We start from the raw sequence: 20,337 nt of genomic DNA, 5'->3' as shown, positions 1-20,337 counted from the left end.
AGGCCGGATAAGGCATGATATTACTTGTTCAGTTCCGCCAGACTCAGCCAGGTTTGTACGACGGTGTCCGGGTTCAGCGACAGGCTGTCGATCCCCTCTTCCATCAGCCAGGCCGCGAAGTCTTCGTGGTCAGAAGGTCCCTGGCCGCAAATACCCACGTATTTACCCTGTTTCTTGGCTGCACGAATCGCCATCGACAGCAGCGCTTTCACCGCGTCGTTACGCTCATCAAACAGTTCAGAAACCACACCAGAGTCACGATCCAGACCCAGCGCCAGCTGCGTCATGTCGTTTGAGCCGATGGAGAAGCCGTCGAAGTACTCGAGGAACTGCTCGGCCAGCAAGGCGTTAGACGGGATCTCACACATCATGATGATCTTCAGTCCGTTCTCGCCGCGTTTCAGCCCCTGGCGTGCCAGCTCTTCCACCACCGCTTTCGCCTGGGCAACGGTACGTACAAACGGTACCATCACTTCAACGTTAGTCAGGCCCATGTCGTTACGGACACGTTTTACTGCGTCGCATTCCAGCGCGAAGCAGTCGCGGAAGCTGTCGGCAACATAACGGCCCGCCCCACGGAAGCCCAGCATCGGGTTCTCTTCATGCGGTTCATAACGCTCACCGCCGACCAGGTTGGCATATTCGTTGGACTTAAAGTCAGACATACGCACGATGACGCGTTTTGGATAAAACGCCGCACCCAGCGTCGCGATCCCTTCCATCAGACGACCGACATAGAATTCACGCGGAGAATCGAAACCTTTCATCATGGCGCGGATTTCATTTTGCAGCTCAGGCGTCTGGTCATCGAACTCCAGCAGCGCACGCGGGTGTACGCCAATCATGCGGTTGATGATAAATTCCAGACGCGCCAGGCCGACGCCTTCGTTTGGCAGACAGGCAAAGTCGAAAGCCCGGTCCGGGTTACCGACGTTCATCATCACCTTCAACGGCAGATCCGGCATGGTCTCCACGCTGGAACTCTTTACGCTAAAATCGAGCATGTCAGCGTAAACATAACCGGTGTCACCTTCGGCACAGGAGACAGTTACCTTCTCACCATCTTTCATGCGCTCGGTCGCATCGCCACAGCCAACCACGGCCGGGATCCCCAGTTCACGGGCAATGATTGCCGCGTGACAGGTACGACCGCCACGGTTAGTGACAATTGCTGCCGCTTTCTTCATGATCGGTTCCCAGTCCGGGTCGGTCATGTCGGTAACCAGTACGTCGCCTGGTTCGATGCGGTTCATTTCGCTGATGTCATGAATGACTTTGACCGGACCCGCGCCAATGCGGTGGCCGATGGCGCGACCTTCAGCAATAATTTTACCCTGAGCATGCAGCGTATAACGCTCCATCACCTGACCGCGAGAGCGCACGGTTTCTGGACGCGCCTGAACAATGAACAGCTTGCCGGTATGGCCGTCTTTCGCCCATTCGATGTCCATTGGACGACCGTAGTGCTTCTCGATCTGCACCGCTTGCTTGGCCAGTTCCTGCACTTCTTCGTTAGTCAGGGAGAAAATGTCGCGTTGTTCCTGCGGGACATCTTCAATGGTCACCTGCTTACCGTGTTCCTGGGTCGGCGCGTAAATCATGCGGATTTTTTTCGATCCCATTGTGCGACGGACGATCGCCGGACGGTTAGCCGCCAGGGTCGGTTTGTGCACGTAGAATTCATCCGGGTTAACGGCGCCCTGCACGACCATTTCGCCCAAGCCCCAGGCGGACGTGATAAAGACAACCTGGTCGAAACCGGATTCGGTATCGATGGAGAACATTACGCCTGAGGACGCGAGGTCAGAACGCACCATCCGCTGAACGCCAGCAGAAAGTGCGACGCCACGGTGGTCATAGCCCTGGTGAACACGATAAGAGATCGCGCGGTCGTTAAACAGCGAGGCAAATACGTGTTTGATGGCAACCAGTACGGCATCAAATCCCTGGACGTTGAGGAAGGTTTCCTGCTGACCGGCAAATGACGCATCTGGCATATCTTCTGCGGTAGCGGAAGAACGCACGGCAAAAGAGGCATTGGCATCGTCCGCTGACAGCTGCGCGTAGGCATCGCGGACGGCATTTTCCAGTTCGGGCTGGAAAGGAGTGTCGATAATCCACTGGCGGATCTGTGCCCCGGCTTTCGCAAGCTCAGTGACATCGTCGATATCCGTTTTATCCAGCAGCTCATAAATGCGCTGGTTTACACCGCTCTGGTCCAGAAACTGGTTAAACGCATCGGCGGTCGTTGCAAAACCATTCGGTACGGAAACACCCATACCTGAAAGGTTAGTAATCATTTCACCCAGGGAGGCATTTTTGCCTCCAACTCTGTCTACATCATTCATGCCGAGTTGGTTATACCAAAGCACCAGCGGTGACGAGCCATTGTTGGACATCGAACAATCCTTATATATGAACGAGGTTAGGAAACTCAATTTTGCGTAATTATCTTGGCATATTTACTCCGGCGAAAAAAACGGTGAATCGTTCAAGCAACTTTATTTTTTATTTTTTCAGATTGTTTCCGCATTTGCGCAAACCCGCGAGCCACACGGGATCACCACAAAAATGACCGGTATAAACATTTGTTCCGAAAAATGAAATGTACTTTTCATTAAATATAAAAATACCGTTTCATTTTATAAAATAGATGCCGCAATATTCGCTTCTGGCGAATTTTAATTTATGCTTTCAGAGAATTATATCTGCCCCAGGATGAGCAAAATGGATAATGCTGTTGATCGTCACGTATTTTATATTTCTGATGGTACGGCCATCACCGCCGAGGTATTGGGTCACGCGGTGATGTCGCAATTTCCGGTCACGATCAGCAGTATTACGCTGCCGTTTGTGGAAAATGAGAGTCGTGCGCGCGCGGTTAAAGACCAGATTGACGCTATCTACCAACAAACTGGCGTGCGCCCTTTAGTGTTTTACTCCATCGTCCTGCCGGAAATTCGCTCGATCATTCTGCAAAGCGAAGGGTTTTGTCAGGATATCGTGCAGGCATTGGTTGCCCCACTGCAGCACGAGATGAAACTCGACCCTACGCCTATCGCCCACCGCACGCACGGTCTGAATCCCGGTAACCTCAACAAGTACGACGCGCGCATTGCTGCCATTGACTACACCCTCGCCCACGACGACGGTATTTCGTTGCGCAACCTCGATCAGGCGCAGGTGATCCTGCTCGGCGTTTCCCGTTGCGGCAAAACCCCGACCAGTTTGTATCTGGCCATGCAGTTTGGTATCCGCGCGGCCAACTACCCCTTTATTGCCGATGATATGGATAATCTGGTGCTGCCCACTTCCCTGAAGCCGTTGCAGCATAAGCTGTTCGGTCTGACTATCGACCCTGAGCGCCTGGCGGCCATCCGCGAAGAACGCCGTGAGAACAGCCGTTACGCCTCGCTGCGTCAGTGCCGTATGGAAGTTGCTGAGGTGGAAGCGCTTTATCGGAAAAACCAGATCCCCTGGCTGAACAGTACCAATTATTCGGTAGAAGAGATTGCTACCAAGATCCTCGATATCATGGGACTGAATCGCCGCATGTACTAGAATGCTAGTGCATTGGTTCGATTTTTTGTTATTATGCTCGCCACCAGGCAGGATGAGTGTGATATTGTGATGTACATCACTTCCCGGTAGTCCTGCCGTTGAAGCAACAAATTTCTGAGACAAGTAATGAACAGAACCGATGAACTCCGTACTGCGCGTATTGACAACCTGGTCACTCCAGCAGAGCTTGCGCAACGGCATCCTGTTTCGTCCTCCGTCGCCCGTCATGTTACGGACTCCCGACGTCGGATAGAAAAAATTTTAAATGGTGAAGACCCCCGTTTACTGGTGATCGTAGGTCCCTGCTCGATTCACGATCTTGATGCCGCGATGGAATACGCGACACGGTTACAGGCGCTGCGCACTAAGCACCAGGCGCGTCTGGAAATCGTGATGCGTACCTATTTTGAAAAACCACGCACCGTCGTAGGCTGGAAAGGCCTGATTTCCGACCCGGATTTGAATGGCAGTTATCGTGTGAACCACGGTATTGAACTGGCGCGAAAACTGCTGTTGCAGGTCAACGAACTGGGCGTCCCCACGGCGACTGAATTCCTCGACATGGTGACCGGCCAGTTTATTGCTGATTTAATCAGTTGGGGAGCTATTGGCGCGCGCACCACCGAAAGTCAGATCCATCGTGAAATGGCCTCCGCGCTCTCCTGCCCGGTTGGCTTTAAGAACGGAACGGATGGCAACACGCGCATCGCCGTCGATGCGATTCGCGCCTCCCGCGCCAGTCACATGTTCCTCTCGCCGGATAAAACCGGTCAGATGACCATTTACCAGACCAGCGGTAACCCTTACGGGCATATCATCATGCGTGGCGGTAAAAAGCCGAATTATTATGCTGAAGATATTGCCGCCGCCTGCGATACCCTGCACGAATTTTCTCTGCCTGAGCATCTGGTAGTCGATTTTAGCCACGGCAATTGCCAGAAGCAGCATCGCCGTCAGTTGGACGTTTGTGATGATGTATGCCAGCAAATTCGCAATGGTTCGACGGCGATTGCCGGGATTATGGCGGAGAGTTTCCTGCGTGAAGGTACGCAAAAAATCGTTAGCGGCCAGCCGCTGGTTTACGGTCAGTCCATTACCGACCCGTGCCTGAACTGGGAAGATACTGAACTGTTGGTTGAAAAACTCGCCTCTGCGGTTGATAGCCGTTTTTAATGCTGTTCGCCGGGCAATATCAGCTTGCCCGGCGCTAATCCCTTGTTTTCCCCTTGCTTATTGCGCAAAAAACGTTCTCGTCACAATTATTTCACAAAAACGCTTGCCGCAAATTTGTAGTTTGATGATAATGATTATCATTGTTACATTGATTGTTATTTTTAAACACTATGTCACGTATGGATAACACAACGGCAACGCCCGCAAAAGACAAAACACCGCCTTTCGTCGCGCCAAACGAGCGACGAATTGACAGTAAAACCCTGCTTGGTAACGAAGGACGCGTGATCATAGAACATGATGGTCAGCACTACCTGCTGCGCCAGACACAAGCCGGAAAACTCATTCTGACTAAATAAACAACACATTTCGCCAGCCACCCAGGTCATACCCAGGCAGCCAGCGCTTTTCGATTTCCTAATGGAGAGTTGCTATGCCTTACCTGCACACCGCTTCCCTGCGCCCATCGCTGTTGGCGCTGGCGATTATCAGTAACCTGCCCGCCGTCGCCTGGGCGGCGGTCGAGGATATGACCGTTACCGCCACCGGCAATGCCCGTAGCGCCTTTGAAGCGCCAATGATGGTCAGCGTCATTGACGCCACCGCCCCAGAAAACCAAACCGCCAGCTCGGCTGCCGACCTGTTACGTAAGGTTCCAGGCCTGACCCTTGACGGTACGGGCCGTACCAACGGCCAGGACGTGAATCTGCGCGGCTACGATCGACGCGGCGTTCTGGTACTGGTTGACGGCGTTCGTCAGGGAACCGACACCGGACACCTGAACAGTACCTTCCTCGACCCGGCGCTTATCAAACGCATCGAAGTCGTGCGTGGCCCTTCCGCACTACTGTACGGTAGCGGCGCGCTAGGCGGCGTGATCGCCTATGACACTGCAGATGCCAAAGATCTACTGGAAGTCGGGAAAAACAGTGGTTATCGCGTGTTCGGTACCGCGGCGACCGGCGATCACAGTCTCGGCATGGGCGCCAGCACGTATGGCCGTACCGATACGCTGGACGGACTGCTTGCCTGGTCCAGCCGCGATCGCGGTGATTTACGCCAGAGTGACGGTACTACTGCGCCGAATGACGAAGCAATTAACAATATGCTGGCCAAAGGTAGCTGGAAAATTGACAGCGCCCAGACGCTGGCCGGTTCGCTGCGTTACTACAACAATGACGCCCGGGAACCTAAAAACCCGCAGACCAGCGCGGTGGATGCCAGCAACCCGATGACCAACCGTTCAACGATCCAGCGTGATGCGCAACTGACCTACTCGCTCGCTCCGGCAGACAATGACTGGCTGAACGCTGACGCCCGTATCTACTGGTCCGAAGCGCGCATTAATGCTCAGAACGCAGATAACACTGGCGAATTTCGCAAGCAAACCACCAAAGGCGGGAAGATCGACAACCGCAGCCGCCTGTTTACCGACTCTTTTGCATCTCACCTGTTGACCTACGGCGGTGAATACTATCGTCAGGAACAACAACCGGGAGGAGCAACAACTGGTTTCCCGGAGGCTAAGATCGATTTCAGCTCCGGCTGGCTCCAGGATGAAATCACCCTGCGCGACCTGCCGGTTACGCTGCTGGGCGGTACCCGTTATGACTCTTATCGCGGCAGCAGCGACGGTTATGACGATGTCGATGCCGATAAATGGTCGTCCCGCGCCGGATTAACGGTTGCGCCAACTGACTGGCTGATGCTGTTCGGTTCATACGCTCAGGCTTTCCGTGCCCCGACTATGGGCGAGATGTATAACGATGCGAAACACTTTTCGATTGGTCGTTTTTACACCAACTACTGGGTGCCAAACCCTAACCTGCGCCCGGAAACCAACGAAACACAGGAATACGGATTTGGCCTGCGCTTTGACGATCTTCTGATGGCGAGCGACGCGCTCGAATTTAAAGCCAGCTATTTCGACACCAAAGCGAAAGATTACATCTCCACCAGCGTCGATTTCGCCGCTGCGACAACCATGTCCTATAACGTACCCAACGCCAAAATCTGGGGCTGGGATGTGATGGCGAAATATTCCACCGATCTGTTCAGCCTCGACATGGCCTATAACCGCACACGCGGAAAAGATACTGACACCGGCGAATACATTTCAAGCATTAACCCAGACACCGTCACCAGCAAACTGAATGTGCCGGTTGCGCACAGCGGTTTCTCTGTCGGCTGGATAGGGACATTTGCTGACCGTTCAACGCATATCAGCAGCACCTACGCTAAACAGCCCGGCTATGCGGTAAACGATTTCTACGTCAGCTATCAGGGCCAACAAGCGCTGAAAGGCATGACCACCACGCTGGTACTGGGCAACGCCTTCGACAAAGAGTACTGGTCGCCGCAAGGCATTCCGCAGGATGGTCGTAATGGCAAAATTTTCGTGAGTTATCAGTGGTAATCACTTTTCCCCGGTTCGCCGGGGCCGCAATCTGGAAGGAAGAGACAATGAATCATTACACACGCTGGCTGGAACTGAAGAAAGAAAATCCTGGCAAATACGCACGTGATATTGCGGGGTTGATGAATATTAGCGAAGCCGAACTGACCTTTGCACGCGTCGGTCACGATGCCTGGCGCTTACGTGGCGAAGTGCGTGAAATTCTCAGCGCACTGGAAGCAGTTGGCGAAACCAAATGTATTTGCCGCAATGAATACGCAGTACATGAGCAGGTAGGTGCTTTTACCAATCAGCACCTCAACGGTCATGCTGGGCTGGTTCTCAATCCGCGCGCCCTCGATCTGCGTCTGTTCCTGAGTCAGTGGGCCAGCACCTTTCATATCAGCGAAACAACCGCCCATGGTGAGCGTCAGAGCATTCAGTTCTTCGACCATCAGGGTGATGCGCTGCTGAAGGTCTATACCACGCAAAATACCCTCGTTGAGGAATGGGCAGCGTTGCTGACCCGTTTCATCTTTGCAGAAAACCCGCCGCTGGCACTGCAACCCGCCAACAATTCCGCGCCTGCCGCCGTCACGGTCGATGCGCAGACCGTTGATCAAGAGTGGCGAGCGATGACCGATGTCCACCAGTTCTTCGGTCTGCTGAAACGCCATGAACTCACCCGCCAACAGGCATTTAATCTGGTAGGCGACGATCTGGCCTGTAAGGTTTCTAATAGTGCACTGGCGCAGTTACTCGACACCGCGCGTCAGGATGGCAACGAAATTATGGTTTTTGTGGGTAATCGCGGCTGTGTACAGATTTTTACCGGCGTGATTGAAAAACTGGTACCGATGAAAGGCTGGCTAAACATCTTCAACCCAACCTTTACCCTGCATCTGCTGGAAGAGAGCGTGGCCGAAACGTGGGTGACGCGCAAACCGACCGTCGATGGCCACGTCACCAGTCTGGAACTGTTTGCTGCCGACGGTACGCAAATCGCACAACTGTATGGTCAACGTACGGAAGGCGAGCCGGAACAGACGCAATGGCGCACACAGATTGACGCGCTAACGCCGAAAGGACTGGCCGCATGAAAAAACTGCTGGCCCTGATCGTGCTGCTGCCCTTCGCCGCACTGGCTGCGCCCGAGGAACGAGTTGTTGTCCTCGGTGGCGATGTCACCGAGATCGTATACGCACTGGGAGCACAACCCTCCCTTGTGGCGAGAGACAGCACCAGCCAATGGCCTGCTGCGGCAACCGCGTTACCTGATGTTGGTTATTTGCGCCAGCTCAACGCCGAGGGGATCCTTGCCACACGCCCTACGCTGGTCCTTGCCAGCGCGCAGGCGCAGCCTTCTCTGGTGTTAAAACAGCTCGAGCAGAGCAACGTCAGGGTTGTCACGATCCCAGCAAGCAACGATCTTAACGCGATTGATGAAAAAGTTCGGGTTATCGCCGAGGCTACTCATCGGGAGGCCGACGGCGAAACGCTGCGCGCAACGTTACGTCAGGAACTGGCGACGCTCCCGTCATCTGAACTTAATAAACGTGTGCTGTTTATTCTCAATCATGGCGGGATGACCGCGATGGCGGCGGGCCAGCAAACCGGAGCCGATGCGGCGATTCGTGCCGCAGGTCTACGCAACGCGATGCAGGGCGTTAATCGCTATCAGCCGCTGTCACAAGAAGGCATCATTGCCAGCCAGCCCGATCTGGTAGTGATTTCACAAGAAGGTGTTAAGGCGATGGGTGGCGAGGCAAACCTGTGGGCGCTACCGGGACTTGCGCAAACACCTGCCGGAAGGAATAAACAGGTATTGCAGGTTGACGATATGGCGCTGTTGGGCTTCAGCGTTCGCACGCCACAGGCTATTTTGCAGCTTCGTGCTAAAGCGGAGCAATTGCCCTGATGTCCCGGCGGATCACCTGTTCATTGTGGATGTTGGCATTGATGCTGGTTGTAATGACGGTTCTGGCTACCGGTTTTGGCGCGTTGCGCCTGCCGGTAAGTCTGCTCTGGCGTGATGGCGATGAGGCACTGCGTCAAATCTGGCTCACGATTCGTCTGCCCCGCGTCCTGCTGGCGCTGGTGATTGGCGGCTCTCTGGCGCTCGCGGGCTGCGTGATGCAGGGGCTGTTTCGCAATCCACTTGCAGACCCTGGATTACTGGGAATAAGCAGCGGCGCCGCCTGCGCTGTGGCCCTGTGGGTGGTGCTGCCTGTCTCCTTGCCCGCGCTGCTGATGTTGTATGCTCCAATGCTGGCCGCTTTTTTCGGCGCGCTGGCGGCAACCGTAGTGATTTTTATCCTTAGCCAACAGCGCGACGGTTCACTCTCACGCCTGCTGCTGGTCGGCATTGCCATTAACGCGCTCTGTGGGGCGGCGGTTGGCGTTTTGTCGTGGGTCAGTAATGATGCGCAACTGCGCCAGCTGTCGCTATGGGGAATGGGAAGTCTGGGGGCCGCGCAGTGGTCCACACTGTTGGCTGTTACTTCACTGACAATCCCGACAGTGCTGATCATCTGGCGACTTGCTCCGGCGCTGAATCTTCTGCAACTGGGTGAGGAAGAGGCGCATTATCTCGGCGTTGATGTGCGTACAATCCAGCGTATTTTGCTGCTTTGTAGCGCACTACTGGTTGCCTCAGCCGTGGCGGTAAGCGGCGTGATTGGCTTTATCGGGTTGGTCATCCCACATTTAATACGTATGTGGCTTGGCTCAGACCATCGGGCCGTTATTCCGGGTTCCGTGCTGGCGGGCGCGTTTTTATTGCTGATTGCCGACACACTGGCCCGTACGGCGGTTGCGCCTGCGGAGATGCCGGTCGGTCTGTTGACCAGTCTTCTCGGCGCACCGTGGTTTTTATGGCTTATTTTTCGTCAGCGAGGACCGCATGGCTGAACATTTCATCGCTGAAGGGCTTCACTATCACGTAGCTGGCAGAGCGGTGATCGACGACGTATCACTCGCCCTTACAAAAGGTGAACTGGTGGCGCTCATCGGCCCAAACGGTGCGGGGAAATCCACTCTGCTACGCTTGCTGACCGGTTTTCTGAAACCGGCTACCGGGCGCTGTGTGCTGGCGGGCAAACCGCTGGAGGAGTGGCCTACCCAAATGCTGTCGCGACACCGGGCGGTAATGCGTCAGCAAACGCAACTGGGATTTGACTGGCCGGTAGAGGCCGTCATCGCGATGGGTCGCGCGCCCTGGACCCAACGACCGGAACCTGAGCTTATTGCACAGGTAATGGAGATGACCGGATGTACGCCTCTGGCAGGCCGGCAATACGCCGCGCTTTCCGGCGGCGAGCAACAGCGAGTGCAGTTAGCCCGTGCGCTGGCGCAACTCTGGTGCGACGGTGCGCCTCGCGGTTGGTTATTCCTTGATGAACCGACCTCCGCGCTGGATCTTTACCACCAGCAGCATCTGTTGCGCATGCTAAAAACGCTAACCGCTTCGGGTGAGCTGCATGTGTGCATTGTGCTTCACGATCTGAACCTCGCCGCACTGTGGGCAGACAGAATAGTGCTGCTGCACAACGGCAGGCTGGTGTCGCAGGGAACACCGGAAACTGTGTTACAGGCCGATGATCTGAAGCGCTGGTACGGTGCTCAGGTACACGTTGGCCAGCATCCGGCCAACGCCTCCCCGCAGGTATTTCTGGCCCCTTAGCTTGAACAACTCACTTCCAGCCGTTTGCCCCAGTCAGGTGGACGGCTGGCATAGTCATCATCGCGATCGGCAAACGGGGTACGCAAAGCCTGGTGCAACCGGTGCAGTTCGGCGTAATCCCCCTGCTCTGCCTGGCTAATCGCCCGTTGCGCCAGCCAGTTACGTAATACCATCGCCGGATTTACCGCCTTCATCTGTGTTTGTCTGACTGCATCGGCAATATTGTCTTGCTGAAGGCGCGAGCGATACCGCGTGAACCAGTCGTCAAATGCTGCGCGGTCGATAAACTCATCGCGCAACGGAGATTGCGCACTGTGCTGCTCCGTTTCGCTGAGCATGCGAAACGTTCGCGTATAGTCGCTTCTTTCTCGCGCCATCAGGCTAAACAGTTCGCTAAGCAGTTCGTTATCGTCTTTCTGCTCGCTAAAGAAGCCGAGCTTTTGCCGCATCCGCTGACCATAGCGAGTTAATAGCGCCAGCTGGTAACTGTCCAGCGCATCATTTAGCGCCTCGACCTGGATAAACGGCGACAGGGTTTGCGCCAGACGTTGCAGGTTCCACAACGCGGCAGCCGGTTGGTTATCGAAACTGTATCGCCCCTGGTTGTCAGAGTGGTTGCAGATATAATCAGGCACGTAATCATCAAGAAAACCGAATGGACCGTAATCCATCGTCAGACCCAGAATCGACATGTTGTCCGTGTTCATAACACCATGTGCAAATCCTACCGCCTGCCAGTCAGCGATTAACGTCGCAGTACGCGTGACAACATCGTTAAACCACAGCTGATACTTATCGGCTTCTTCCTGCCATTGCGGCCAGTAATGGCGAATCGCAAAGTCAGCCAACTCGCGCACTTTTTCCGGCTCTCGGCGATAGTAAAAATGCTCAAAATGGCCAAACCGCATATGGCTTTGCGCCACGCGAATGAGCATCGCCCCTGCTTCTACCGTTTCGCGATAAACCGGCGTGTCACTGGTGACAATCGACAATGCCCGCGTGGTCGGTATTCCCAGGTAGTACATCGCTTCACTGGCCAGGCTTTCACGAATGGTCGAGCGCAGCACGGCACGCCCATCACCCATGCGGGAATACGGTGTGAGTCCGGCGCCTTTCAGGTGCCAGTCAAACGTTGAACCATCCGCGAGCTGTTGTTCGCCCAGCAGGATCCCTCGTCCGTCGCCAAGCTGACCAGCCCAGACGCCGAACTGATGCCCACTATAAACCTGGGCTAAAGGCGACATCCCGGGAAGCAACGATTCGCCGCCCCAAACGCCTGCACCAGTCGGAATATCAAATAGCGCCGCAGGAATGGCTAATTGCTCCGCCAGCGCATCGTTATGCCAGATAAGGCGCGCGTTTTTCAGAGGGGTGGGTGAAAGCGCGGTATAGGTTGCTGGTAGTTCATCACGCCAGCGAGTGGTAAAAGACAGGGTCATAGGGCCTCCTGCCTCTAGTGTAGACTGTTAATAGCCTGTTAAACACCAGCAAATAAAAGGGTTATATCCTAGCGAGCGAAATTATCTGCGCCGGAGGCACCGCAGGCCACAATCCTCCCTGCATGGCACTGAATCCCACAGGTAAGACGCGCTCCAGCATCTCTTGTGTATCAATTCCGCTAATGATTATTGACTCACAGCTGGGCGATAGTTGCGCCAGAATAGCCCGCATAAATGGTTCAAACGAAATATGTGCAATCCTTTGTTGAACAAAGTTTTTATCCAGCACGACGCGTTTGAACAGGCCGTCAAAAATTGCCCGGGTTGATATACCGCCAGAACCATAGTTTGTCAGGACTAATGGAAATCGCGCAGCAAGTGCGGCCAATATTGGATTATCTTTACCTTTGTTTAACTCCGGATAGCTTTCATTAATAGTCAGCTCCAGAAATGAAAATCGTTCAACTTGTGAAGCAAGTTCAGTATCTGATAATAAAGTATTAGCAACTGATGGCGTTAAATTAATCCAGGCGGATACTTTTCGCTGAATAAAAAAATGTTGGCACGTTTCGATTAATTCTAGTTTTTCTACAAATAAACGACATTGTTCGTCGTCTGACATCCGAGGTAGGACCAGCTCGGTGGGTATACGCACATCCCCATGCGCACTGGCGAAACTGGTGATGATATCGACGAATTCAAGATCGCCTTTTTCGCTTCTCGCAGGAAGAAAAGAGAACTCAGAATGGTAAAGATTATCCAGTGAAACAATCATCGTGCCAGCCCCGCTGCATGGGTGTTATCCGGCATCCTGTAGCAAAGGATGGAGAAATACGTTACTGCTGATGCAAGTAGAGGCCCTTTCATTTTTCCCTTTTTAGCCGGTAAATCGAATCCTTTTTTTTAGCTTATCCTGATTATAAGCGAATATCCAGCTTTGCACTTTTTAATATCTCGGAATAAATCATATTTTTAGCAAGATACGCTCTTAATGTTCAGGGGTATTGTCTAACCAAAAGCAGAAATAAAAGTTAACTTTCAAATGGTGATGTTGAGGCTGCGCACTCGATGGCAGCCTCGGGGTTGCGGGGGATTAAATACGTCGTGCCTGCCAAAAGTTTTTACGCCAGTAAACGTTATCCAGAGACGAGCGCATCACGCCACGACTGGTTGAAGCATGAATAAATTGATTATTGGTATCGTAAATACCAACATGCAGACCGCTTTCCCCAGACCCGGTTTTAAAGAAAACCAGATCGCCGGGCAGCAAATCGTCTTTATCAATTTCGGTACCAATCTTTGATTGCGTACGCGTATCGCGCGGGAGTTGCAGGTCGAATTTATCGCGCATCGTCATCAAAACAAATCCAGAACAATCCACCCCACTACGGCTCATACCGCCATAACGATAGGGTGTGCCATGCCAGGTTTGTAGCTGATCATTAAGACCGGCGATAACGGCAATAGAATCCGACAAGCGGGCATTTGGCGCAGGTGCACGATGGCTGCTGCAACCCGCCAAAAACAATGCTGTGATGAAAAGTAGCCAAAAGCGCATTCAGTACGAATCCTCTGAATTTTATTTTTATGCCAATTTAGCGTGGAAATTATATGATTTTCAAGAACCCATTTCACTTAAGTGGTTGATATGAGCATTCTGTGCCCTTCAATATCCAAACGTCGGAAGTTGACGCCATAGGCCGCAGACAGATTGGCCGGCGTCAGCACCGCATCTCGTGAACCACTGGCAAGCAGTTTCCCGCGTTTGAGTAGCCAGGCTTTATGCGCATGGCGTAAGGTGTGATTAAGGTCGTGGCTACTCATCACAATCGCTATGCCCTGCAAACACAGCTGACTCAACAAGCGGTCCAGTGCGTTTTGTTGCGCGACGTCCAGACTGTTCATCGGCTCATCCAGCAGTAAAAGCTGACCTAATGGATTCGCTTGTGGGCAAATCTGCAGGATAACCGCAGCCAGGCGCACACGCTGCCACTCACCGCCGGAGAGTTGGTTCACGCCGCGCCCCAGTTTATCTCCCAGGCCGAGCGCATCGGCGATCTCCTGTAACAGATCGGTGCGTGCTTTGTCGGGTTGATGCAGCGTCAGAAAATGCCAGACCGGCATGGCAAACGGCGGATTTTGCTGTTGCGCGAGATAGGCGCGATATTGCGCCAGCCTGGCGGCCGGCCATTCCTCCAACGGCATATCACCAAAAGTGATACTGCCCTCTCCGTTTGTCAGACCCGCCATACGCGCCAACAGCGTACTTTTTCCGGCACCGTTTGGTCCCACTAAATGCAAGATCTCTCCTGCTTTGATCTCACCAGAAAGCGGCCCGAGACGGGTCGATTCCGCGACGTCCTGTAGCTGCATCAATCGAGACATTAGTTTGCCAGCGCCTGCTTGATGGTTTGCACCAGGATGGGATCCTCAGGCGTCATATCCGGTGAGAATCGTTGCAGCACTTTTCCATCGCGACCCACTAAAAACTTCTCGAAATTCCACAGGATATCGTCCGGGTAGAGCGGCGCACGACCTTTGCTCGCCATTCGCTCGTAGAACCCACTATCCGCAGGCGCAACGGCCGTTGGCGCGGCATCAATCAGCTTCTGATACAGCGGATGGCGTCCCTCGCCGTTGACGTCAATTTTGCTGAACATCGGGAAAGTTACGCCCCATGTGGTGCTGCAGTACGTTTTTATTTCCTCTTCGCTGCCCGGCTCCTGGCCCAGAAACTGATTGCAAGGGAAACCAAGAACGCTGAAGCCCTGTTGGTGCCAGGCTTTCTGCAGATTTTCCAGTTGCTCATACTGCGGCGTCAGTCCACATTTTGAAGCAACGTTGACGATTAACAGCACATTCCCGGAATACGGCTGCAGTGAGGTAACCTCGCCGTCGATGGTCGTCACTTCTGTATCGAGGATAGTGTTTTGCATAGCATCTCCAGAACAACAGGTGGATTTTCAGTTTTTAATCATAGACCGAACCAACGCGTTCTAGCGCGCGGCTTTTAACAATAGCCAGATAAATACCGGTGCACCCATGGTGGCCGTTACCACGCCGATAGGTAACTCAGCCGAGGCCAGCACCAAACGCGCGACAACATCAGCAAACAATAATGCGATTGCGCCAGCCAACGCACAACCTGGCAGTAAAACACGGTGATCGGTGAGGCCGCACAGTCGCAAAATATGCGGGATCACAAGCCCAATAAAACCAATCGCCCCTGCCAGAGCCACGCTCACGCCAACCATCCAGCCTGTGGCAACCACCAGCAGGTTGCGCCAGAACCATAATGGCAGTCCTAGCTGACGCGCAGAAGTTTCTCCTAACGCCAGCATATTCATCGGCTGCGACTGACAGCAGATCCACACCAGCACCGGAATCAACGCCACCATGAGCCAGGCCTGATGCCAGTCTACGCCACCGAAGCCCCCCATCATCCAGTACATCAGCTGACGTAAATCAAACGAGGTAGAGAAGTAGATAGCCCATGTCATCAGCGCGCTACAGATAATCCCCAGCGCCACCCCCGCCAGCAGCAGGCGGCTGGTAGACAGATGTCGACGGGCGAAACGTAGCAGAATAAGCGTGATAATCAGCGCTCCGGCAATGGCGCAAAGGCCCAACGCCCAGCCAGGGAGTTGCCCCTGCCCCAGCAACACCGCCGCGATAAGCCCGACTCCCGCGCCGTTAGATACGCCCAGTAATCCAGGCTCTGCGAGCGGGTTTTCAAACAGAGCTTGCATCACTGCGCCAGATAAGGCCAATGCAGCGCCTACCAGCAAAACGGCAAGGGTACGGGGAAGTCGAATTTGCCAGACGAACAGATCGCCGCGGGCGCTGAACCAGTCGCCGGGAGCGATCCATTGTTCTCCTGCGCACAAGCTTAGAATCGTTGCCAGTAGCATCAGTACTGACAGTGACAGTATCCAGCGCACGTTTCGACGCTGTTGTTGATGGGCGAAAGTCAGCATGTTTTCCATTCTGCTGAAAAGAGATGGAGGTGATTCTACGGTGCTGATTCGGTAGTGAAAAGGAAAAAGGCCGCATAGCGGCCTTTTTAGTTATACGCGTCATACTCTGCGTATCGTTAAATCACTCTTCTTTGGGCGTTGCGTTTTCAACCCGGCTTTTTAACTTCTGTCCGGGTCTGAAGGTCACCACGCGCCGTGCTGTAATGGGAATATCTTCGCCCGTTTTCGGGTTACGGCCCGGACGTTGATTCTTATCACGCAGATCGAAGTTACCAAAACCAGAGAGTTTTACCTGCTCACCATTTTCCAGAGCACGACGGATCTCTTCGAAAAACAGCTCGACCAGTTCTTTGGCATCCCGCTTGCTAAGCCCAAGCTTATCAAACAGATATTCTGACATTTCAGCTTTTGTAAGCGCCATAGGTTCAATCCCTCAATGATGCCTGGAATCGCTCTTTTAATGCCTCTACACATTTGGCGACGGTAGCGGCAATCTCCTCTTCTTCAAGTGTACGGCTGGTATCCTGAAGGATCAGGCTGATAGCGAGGCTCTTATAGCCCTCCGCAACACCCTTACCGCGGTACACGTCAAATAAGTTTACGCCAACTACCTGATTTACGCCAACTTTCTTACACTCGGATAAAATATCCGCAGCGGGAACGTTTTCTGCCACAACGACTGCGATATCGCGACGGTTCGCTGGGAAGCGAGAAACTTCACGCGCCTGAGGCACCACGCGGTCTGCGAGCTTATTCCACTCCAGTTCAAACACCAGAGTGCGACCGTTCAGATCCAGTTTACGTTCCAGTTCAGGATGAACAACCCCAATGAAACCAATACGTTCACCTTTCAGATAAATCGCCGCAGACTGACCCGGATGCAGTGCTGGATTCGCTTCAGCTTTGAACTGAATGTCTGCCAGTTTGCCTGTCAGGTCGAGAACCGCTTCCAGATCGCCTTTCAGATCATAGAAATCAACGGTCTCTTTTGCCAGACTCCAGTGTTCATCATGACGGTTACCGCAGATCACGCCAGCCAGCATCAGATCCTGACGGATCCCGAGGTTGGCCTGCGTATCTGGCACGAAACGTAAACCCGTTTCGAAAATACGTACGCGGTTCTGCTGACGATTCTGGTTATACACTACCGTAGACAGCAAGCCGGTCCACAGGGACAAACGCATTGCCGACATATCAATAGAGATTGGGCTTGGCAGCAGCAGCGCTTCTTCACCCGGGTGCAGCAGCGACTGGACTTTCGGGTCGACGAAGCTATAGGTAATGACTTCCTGGTAGCCTTTGTCATTCAGCATGGTTTTTACACGTTTCAGCGACAAATCCGCTTCACGATGCGTACCCATGATAAGACCCGCCTGAATCGGCGTGTTCGGGATATTGTCATAACCGTATACGCGGGCGACTTCTTCGACCAGGTCTTCTTCGATTTCCATATCGAAACGCCAGCTCGGCGCGACCGCTTTCCACTCATCCTGCCCTTCCGTCACGTCACAACCCAGACGACGCAGAATGTCACTCACCTGCTCATCGGCAATATGGTGTCCGATCAGACGATCCAGTTTGCTACGACGAAGCGTAATGGTTGCGCGTTTTGGCAGCGTGGCTTCGTTCGTCACGTCAATGACTGGGCCCGCTTCACCGCCGCAGATATCAATCAGCAGGCGCGTTGCACGTTCCATGGCCTTATGTTGCAGCGCAGGATCGACACCACGCTCATAGCGGTGAGATGCATCGGTGTGCAGACCGTGACGGCGCGCGCGACCGGTAATAGACAGCGGGCTGAAGAATGCACATTCCAGCAGGACGTTTTGTGTTTCATCATTAACGCCGGAATGTTCGCCACCAAAGATGCCGCCCATCGCCAGCGCTTTGTTGTGGTCCGCAATCACCAGCGTATCTGCATTCAGCTTCGCTTCGCTGCCGTCCAGCAATACCAGGGTCTCACCCTCTTTTGCCATACGAACAACAATTCCGCCTTCAATGCGGTCTTTGTCGAATGCGTGCATCGGCTGGCCCAGTTCGAGCAGCACATAGTTAGTCACGTCAACCACGGCATCGATAGAACGAATACCGCAACGACGCAGTTTTTCTTTCATCCACAGCGGGGTCGGCGCTTTAACATTGATGCCTTTCACCACGCGGCCCAGATAGCGTGGGCAGGCTTCCACGGCTTCGACCTGAATCGGCAGGACGTCGCTAATGGTCGCGGCTACTGGCGCGATTTCCGGCTCAACCAGCGGGGCTTTGTTCAGTACAGCAACATCACGCGCCACACCGATGATGCCTAAGCAGTCGGCGCGGTTCGGCGTGACGCTGATTTCGATGGTGTTGTCGTCAAGCTTCAGGTATTCACGGATATCGGTGCCAATTGGCGCATCGGCAGGCAGTTCGATAATCCCGTTATGATCGTCGGAAATACCCAGCTCGGAGAACGAGCACAGCATGCCTTCAGATGGTTCACCGCGCAGTTTCGCGGTTTTAATTTTGAAATCGCCCGGCAGAACGGCACCAACGGTTGCCACAGCCACTTTCAACCCCTGACGGCAGTTTGGCGCACCGCAGACGATATCCAGCAGGCGGTCGCCGCCTACATTCACTTTGGTGACGCGCAGTTTGTCAGCGTTCGGGTGCTGGCCACATTCAACCACTTCACCTACCACAACGCCATTGAACGCGCCGGAAACAGGTTCCACACCGTCAACTTCAAGACCCGCCATCGTGATTTGGTTTGACAGCGCATCGCTATCAATCGCCGGATTTACCCATTCGCGTAACCACAGTTCACTGAATTTCATTGTTTTATCCTGCCTTTATTTAAACTGTTTGAGGAAACGCAGATCGTTTTCGAAGAAAGAACGCAGATCGGTAACGCCGTAACGCAGCATAGTAAGACGCTCCATACCCATACCGAATGCAAAGCCGGAATAGATTTCCGGATCGATGCCAACATTACGCAACACGTTCGGGTGAACCATCCCGCAGCCCAGCACTTCCAGCCATTTGCCGTTTTTGCCCATCACGTCAACTTCCGCAGATGGCTCAGTGAACGGGAAGTAGGAAGGACGAAAACGAACCTGCAGGTCTTCTTCAAAGAAGTTGCGCAGGAAATCGTGCAGCGTGCCTTTCAGGTTGGTGAAGTTGATGTTGGTATCAACAATCAGCCCTTCCATCTGGTGGAACATTGGGGTGTGAGTCTGATCGTAATCGTTACGATATACGCGGCCCGGGGCGATAATACGGATCGGCGGCTGTTTTTCTTTCATGGTGCGGATCTGCACGCCGGAAGTCTGTGTGCGCAGCAGACGCGTCGCGTCAAACCAGAAAGTGTCGTGGTCAGCGCGCGCCGGGTGATGGCCAGGAATGTTGAGCGCATCGAAGTTATGATAGTCATCTTCGATTTCCGGACCGGTCGCCACGGTAAAGCCCAGCTCACCGAAGAAACTTTCAATCCTGTCGATTGTACGCGTCACCGGGTGCAGACCGCCGTTTTCGATACGACGCCCAGGAAGGGAAATATCGATCGTTTCTTCAGCCAGACGAGCATTCAGCGCAGCACTTTCTAATTCGGCCTTACGCGCGTTCAGCGCTTGCTGTACCTGCTCTTTGGCTTCGTTAATCACCGCACCTGCTGCCGGGCGCTCTTCTGGCGGCAGTTCGCGCAGGGTTGTCATCTGAAGGGTCAGGTGCCCTTTCTTGCCCAAATATTCGACGCGGACATTGTCTAACGCGGCAACATCTGAAGCCTGGTTAATGGCGGCCGTTGCACTGGCAACCAGCTCTGCGAGATGTGACATGGTTTTCCTCGTTATGTTGCGATATTCACTAGTCGCTCGTATATACGCAAAATCATTCAAGTTGTATCAACGCGGCCAAAGAGCGAATGCAGCCAATACAGAGACAACTTGAAGGATGACGCGTATAAAAAAAGCCTCCACCAGGGAGGCTTTTAGGCGCTGTTTTCCGTTTCTTCTTTCACGCGCAAGCCTCCTGAGTTCAGGTGCTAAAGTAAAAGAAGAAGCGGAAAATAGCAGCATTCATGCTTGCGTTACCTTGTGTGGTAAAAACCGGACAACCTTTATTGAAAAGGCTTAC

At 53.6% G+C, this 20,337-nt stretch carries 19 protein-coding genes and 1 other annotated feature; of the genes, 8 read left to right on the top strand and 11 right to left on the bottom strand.

Translation table 11 applies throughout. From position 1 onward, the window contains the following. Window positions 1-20: 20 nt before the first annotated feature. Entirely contained in the window at window positions 21-2,399 is a 2,379-nt protein-coding gene (gene ppsA / locus OGY67_RS13965) for a phosphoenolpyruvate synthase (protein WP_234692323.1), read from the bottom strand. Between the two features lie 328 nt (window positions 2,400-2,727). Here ppsA and ppsR point away from each other — a divergent pair, with 328 nt between their 5' ends. The 8 genes from ppsR to OGY67_RS13925 all read left to right on the top strand — a co-directional run bounded on the left by ppsR (window position 2,728) and on the right by OGY67_RS13925 (window position 10,811). After that, on the top strand, window positions 2,728-3,561 hold the full coding sequence (ppsR, locus tag OGY67_RS13960) for a posphoenolpyruvate synthetase regulatory kinase/phosphorylase PpsR (RefSeq protein ID WP_003832602.1): 834 nt from the start codon (window positions 2,728-2,730) through the stop codon (window positions 3,559-3,561). Window positions 3,562-3,687: 126 nt separating this feature from the next. Next, window positions 3,688-4,734 (top strand): 3-deoxy-7-phosphoheptulonate synthase AroH, encoded by a 1,047-nt coding sequence (gene aroH, locus OGY67_RS13955; protein WP_003030555.1) that lies wholly within the window; start codon window positions 3,688-3,690, stop codon window positions 4,732-4,734. Between the two features lie 170 nt (window positions 4,735-4,904). Beyond that, window positions 4,905-5,093 carry a hemin uptake protein HemP gene (hemP, locus tag OGY67_RS13950; protein ID WP_125363165.1) on the top strand — a complete coding sequence of 63 codons (189 nt, stop codon included), beginning with the start codon at window positions 4,905-4,907 and terminating at the stop codon, window positions 5,091-5,093. Window positions 5,094-5,167: 74 nt separating this feature from the next. Then, window positions 5,168-7,150, top strand: coding sequence for a TonB-dependent hemoglobin/transferrin/lactoferrin family receptor (locus OGY67_RS13945; protein WP_286574068.1), 1,983 nt, complete (start codon window positions 5,168-5,170; stop codon window positions 7,148-7,150). A gap of 47 nt (window positions 7,151-7,197) precedes the next feature. Continuing rightward, entirely contained in the window at window positions 7,198-8,229 is a 1,032-nt protein-coding gene (chuS, locus tag OGY67_RS13940) for a hemin-degrading factor (protein ID WP_234692325.1), read from the top strand. Beyond that, a complete protein-coding gene (locus tag OGY67_RS13935; RefSeq protein ID WP_234692326.1) occupies window positions 8,226-9,047 on the top strand; it encodes a heme/hemin ABC transporter substrate-binding protein in 822 nt (273 codons plus the stop codon). The genes chuS and OGY67_RS13935 overlap by 4 nt, the downstream gene beginning before the upstream one ends. After that, window positions 9,047-10,039: a FecCD family ABC transporter permease gene (locus OGY67_RS13930; protein ID WP_003832595.1), complete on the top strand. Its 993-nt coding sequence runs from the start codon at window positions 9,047-9,049 to the stop codon at window positions 10,037-10,039. Before OGY67_RS13935 ends, OGY67_RS13930 begins: the two co-directional genes overlap by 1 nt. After that, complete coding sequence (locus tag OGY67_RS13925) at window positions 10,032-10,811, top strand: heme ABC transporter ATP-binding protein (protein ID WP_153753236.1); 780 nt, start codon at window positions 10,032-10,034, stop codon at window positions 10,809-10,811. The genes OGY67_RS13930 and OGY67_RS13925 overlap by 8 nt, the downstream gene beginning before the upstream one ends. Here OGY67_RS13925 and selO read toward each other — a convergent pair. The 10 genes from selO to pheM form a co-directional block, all read right to left on the bottom strand. Beyond that, the gene (selO, locus tag OGY67_RS13920) at window positions 10,808-12,250 is read right to left on the bottom strand and encodes a protein adenylyltransferase SelO (RefSeq protein WP_267454241.1); all 1,443 of its coding nucleotides are present in this window, start codon (window positions 12,248-12,250) and stop codon (window positions 10,808-10,810) included. The two genes, OGY67_RS13925 and selO, sit on opposite strands and share 4 nt — an antisense overlap. 61 nt (window positions 12,251-12,311) lie before the next feature. Further along, entirely contained in the window at window positions 12,312-13,025 is a 714-nt protein-coding gene (locus OGY67_RS13915; RefSeq protein ID WP_286574067.1) for an EAL domain-containing protein, read from the bottom strand. A 318-nt stretch (window positions 13,026-13,343) separates the two neighbouring features. Then, window positions 13,344-13,808 carry an NlpC/P60 family protein gene (locus OGY67_RS13910; protein ID WP_003832591.1) on the bottom strand — a complete coding sequence of 155 codons (465 nt, stop codon included), beginning with the start codon at window positions 13,806-13,808 and terminating at the stop codon, window positions 13,344-13,346. Between the two features lie 77 nt (window positions 13,809-13,885). Beyond that, window positions 13,886-14,635, bottom strand: a complete 750-nt coding sequence (gene btuD / locus OGY67_RS13905) for a vitamin B12 ABC transporter ATP-binding protein BtuD (protein ID WP_008784579.1) — start codon at window positions 14,633-14,635, stop codon at window positions 13,886-13,888. Beyond that, window positions 14,635-15,186, bottom strand: a complete 552-nt coding sequence (locus tag OGY67_RS13900; RefSeq protein WP_003832585.1) for a glutathione peroxidase — start codon at window positions 15,184-15,186, stop codon at window positions 14,635-14,637. The genes btuD and OGY67_RS13900 overlap by 1 nt, the downstream gene beginning before the upstream one ends. 60 nt (window positions 15,187-15,246) lie before the next feature. Further along, window positions 15,247-16,227, bottom strand: a complete 981-nt coding sequence (gene btuC / locus OGY67_RS13895; protein WP_003832584.1) for a vitamin B12 ABC transporter permease BtuC — start codon at window positions 16,225-16,227, stop codon at window positions 15,247-15,249. A 121-nt stretch (window positions 16,228-16,348) separates the two neighbouring features. Then, window positions 16,349-16,648 (bottom strand): integration host factor subunit alpha, encoded by a 300-nt coding sequence (gene ihfA, locus OGY67_RS13890; RefSeq protein WP_003030571.1) that lies wholly within the window; start codon window positions 16,646-16,648, stop codon window positions 16,349-16,351. A 4-nt stretch (window positions 16,649-16,652) separates the two neighbouring features. Then, window positions 16,653-19,040 (bottom strand): phenylalanine--tRNA ligase subunit beta, encoded by a 2,388-nt coding sequence (pheT, locus tag OGY67_RS13885; RefSeq protein WP_286574066.1) that lies wholly within the window; start codon window positions 19,038-19,040, stop codon window positions 16,653-16,655. Window positions 19,041-19,055: 15 nt separating this feature from the next. Beyond that, window positions 19,056-20,039 carry a phenylalanine--tRNA ligase subunit alpha gene (gene pheS, locus OGY67_RS13880; protein ID WP_003832580.1) on the bottom strand — a complete coding sequence of 328 codons (984 nt, stop codon included), beginning with the start codon at window positions 20,037-20,039 and terminating at the stop codon, window positions 19,056-19,058. 124 nt (window positions 20,040-20,163) lie between these two features. Next, window positions 20,164-20,288, bottom strand: a sequence feature (Phe leader region). Next, the gene (pheM, locus tag OGY67_RS13875; protein ID WP_001386830.1) at window positions 20,239-20,283 is read right to left on the bottom strand and encodes a pheST operon leader peptide PheM; all 45 of its coding nucleotides are present in this window, start codon (window positions 20,281-20,283) and stop codon (window positions 20,239-20,241) included. Its footprint overlaps the feature before it by 45 nt. Window positions 20,289-20,337: the final 49 nt, after the last annotated feature.

The organism is Citrobacter sp. Cpo015 (assembly GCF_030333035.1).
GTDB classification, from domain to species: Bacteria; Pseudomonadota; Gammaproteobacteria; order Enterobacterales; family Enterobacteriaceae; genus Citrobacter; species Citrobacter portucalensis.
The sequence above is the reverse complement of the archived record's forward strand: the minus strand, read 5'-3'. Positions and strand labels throughout refer to the sequence as shown.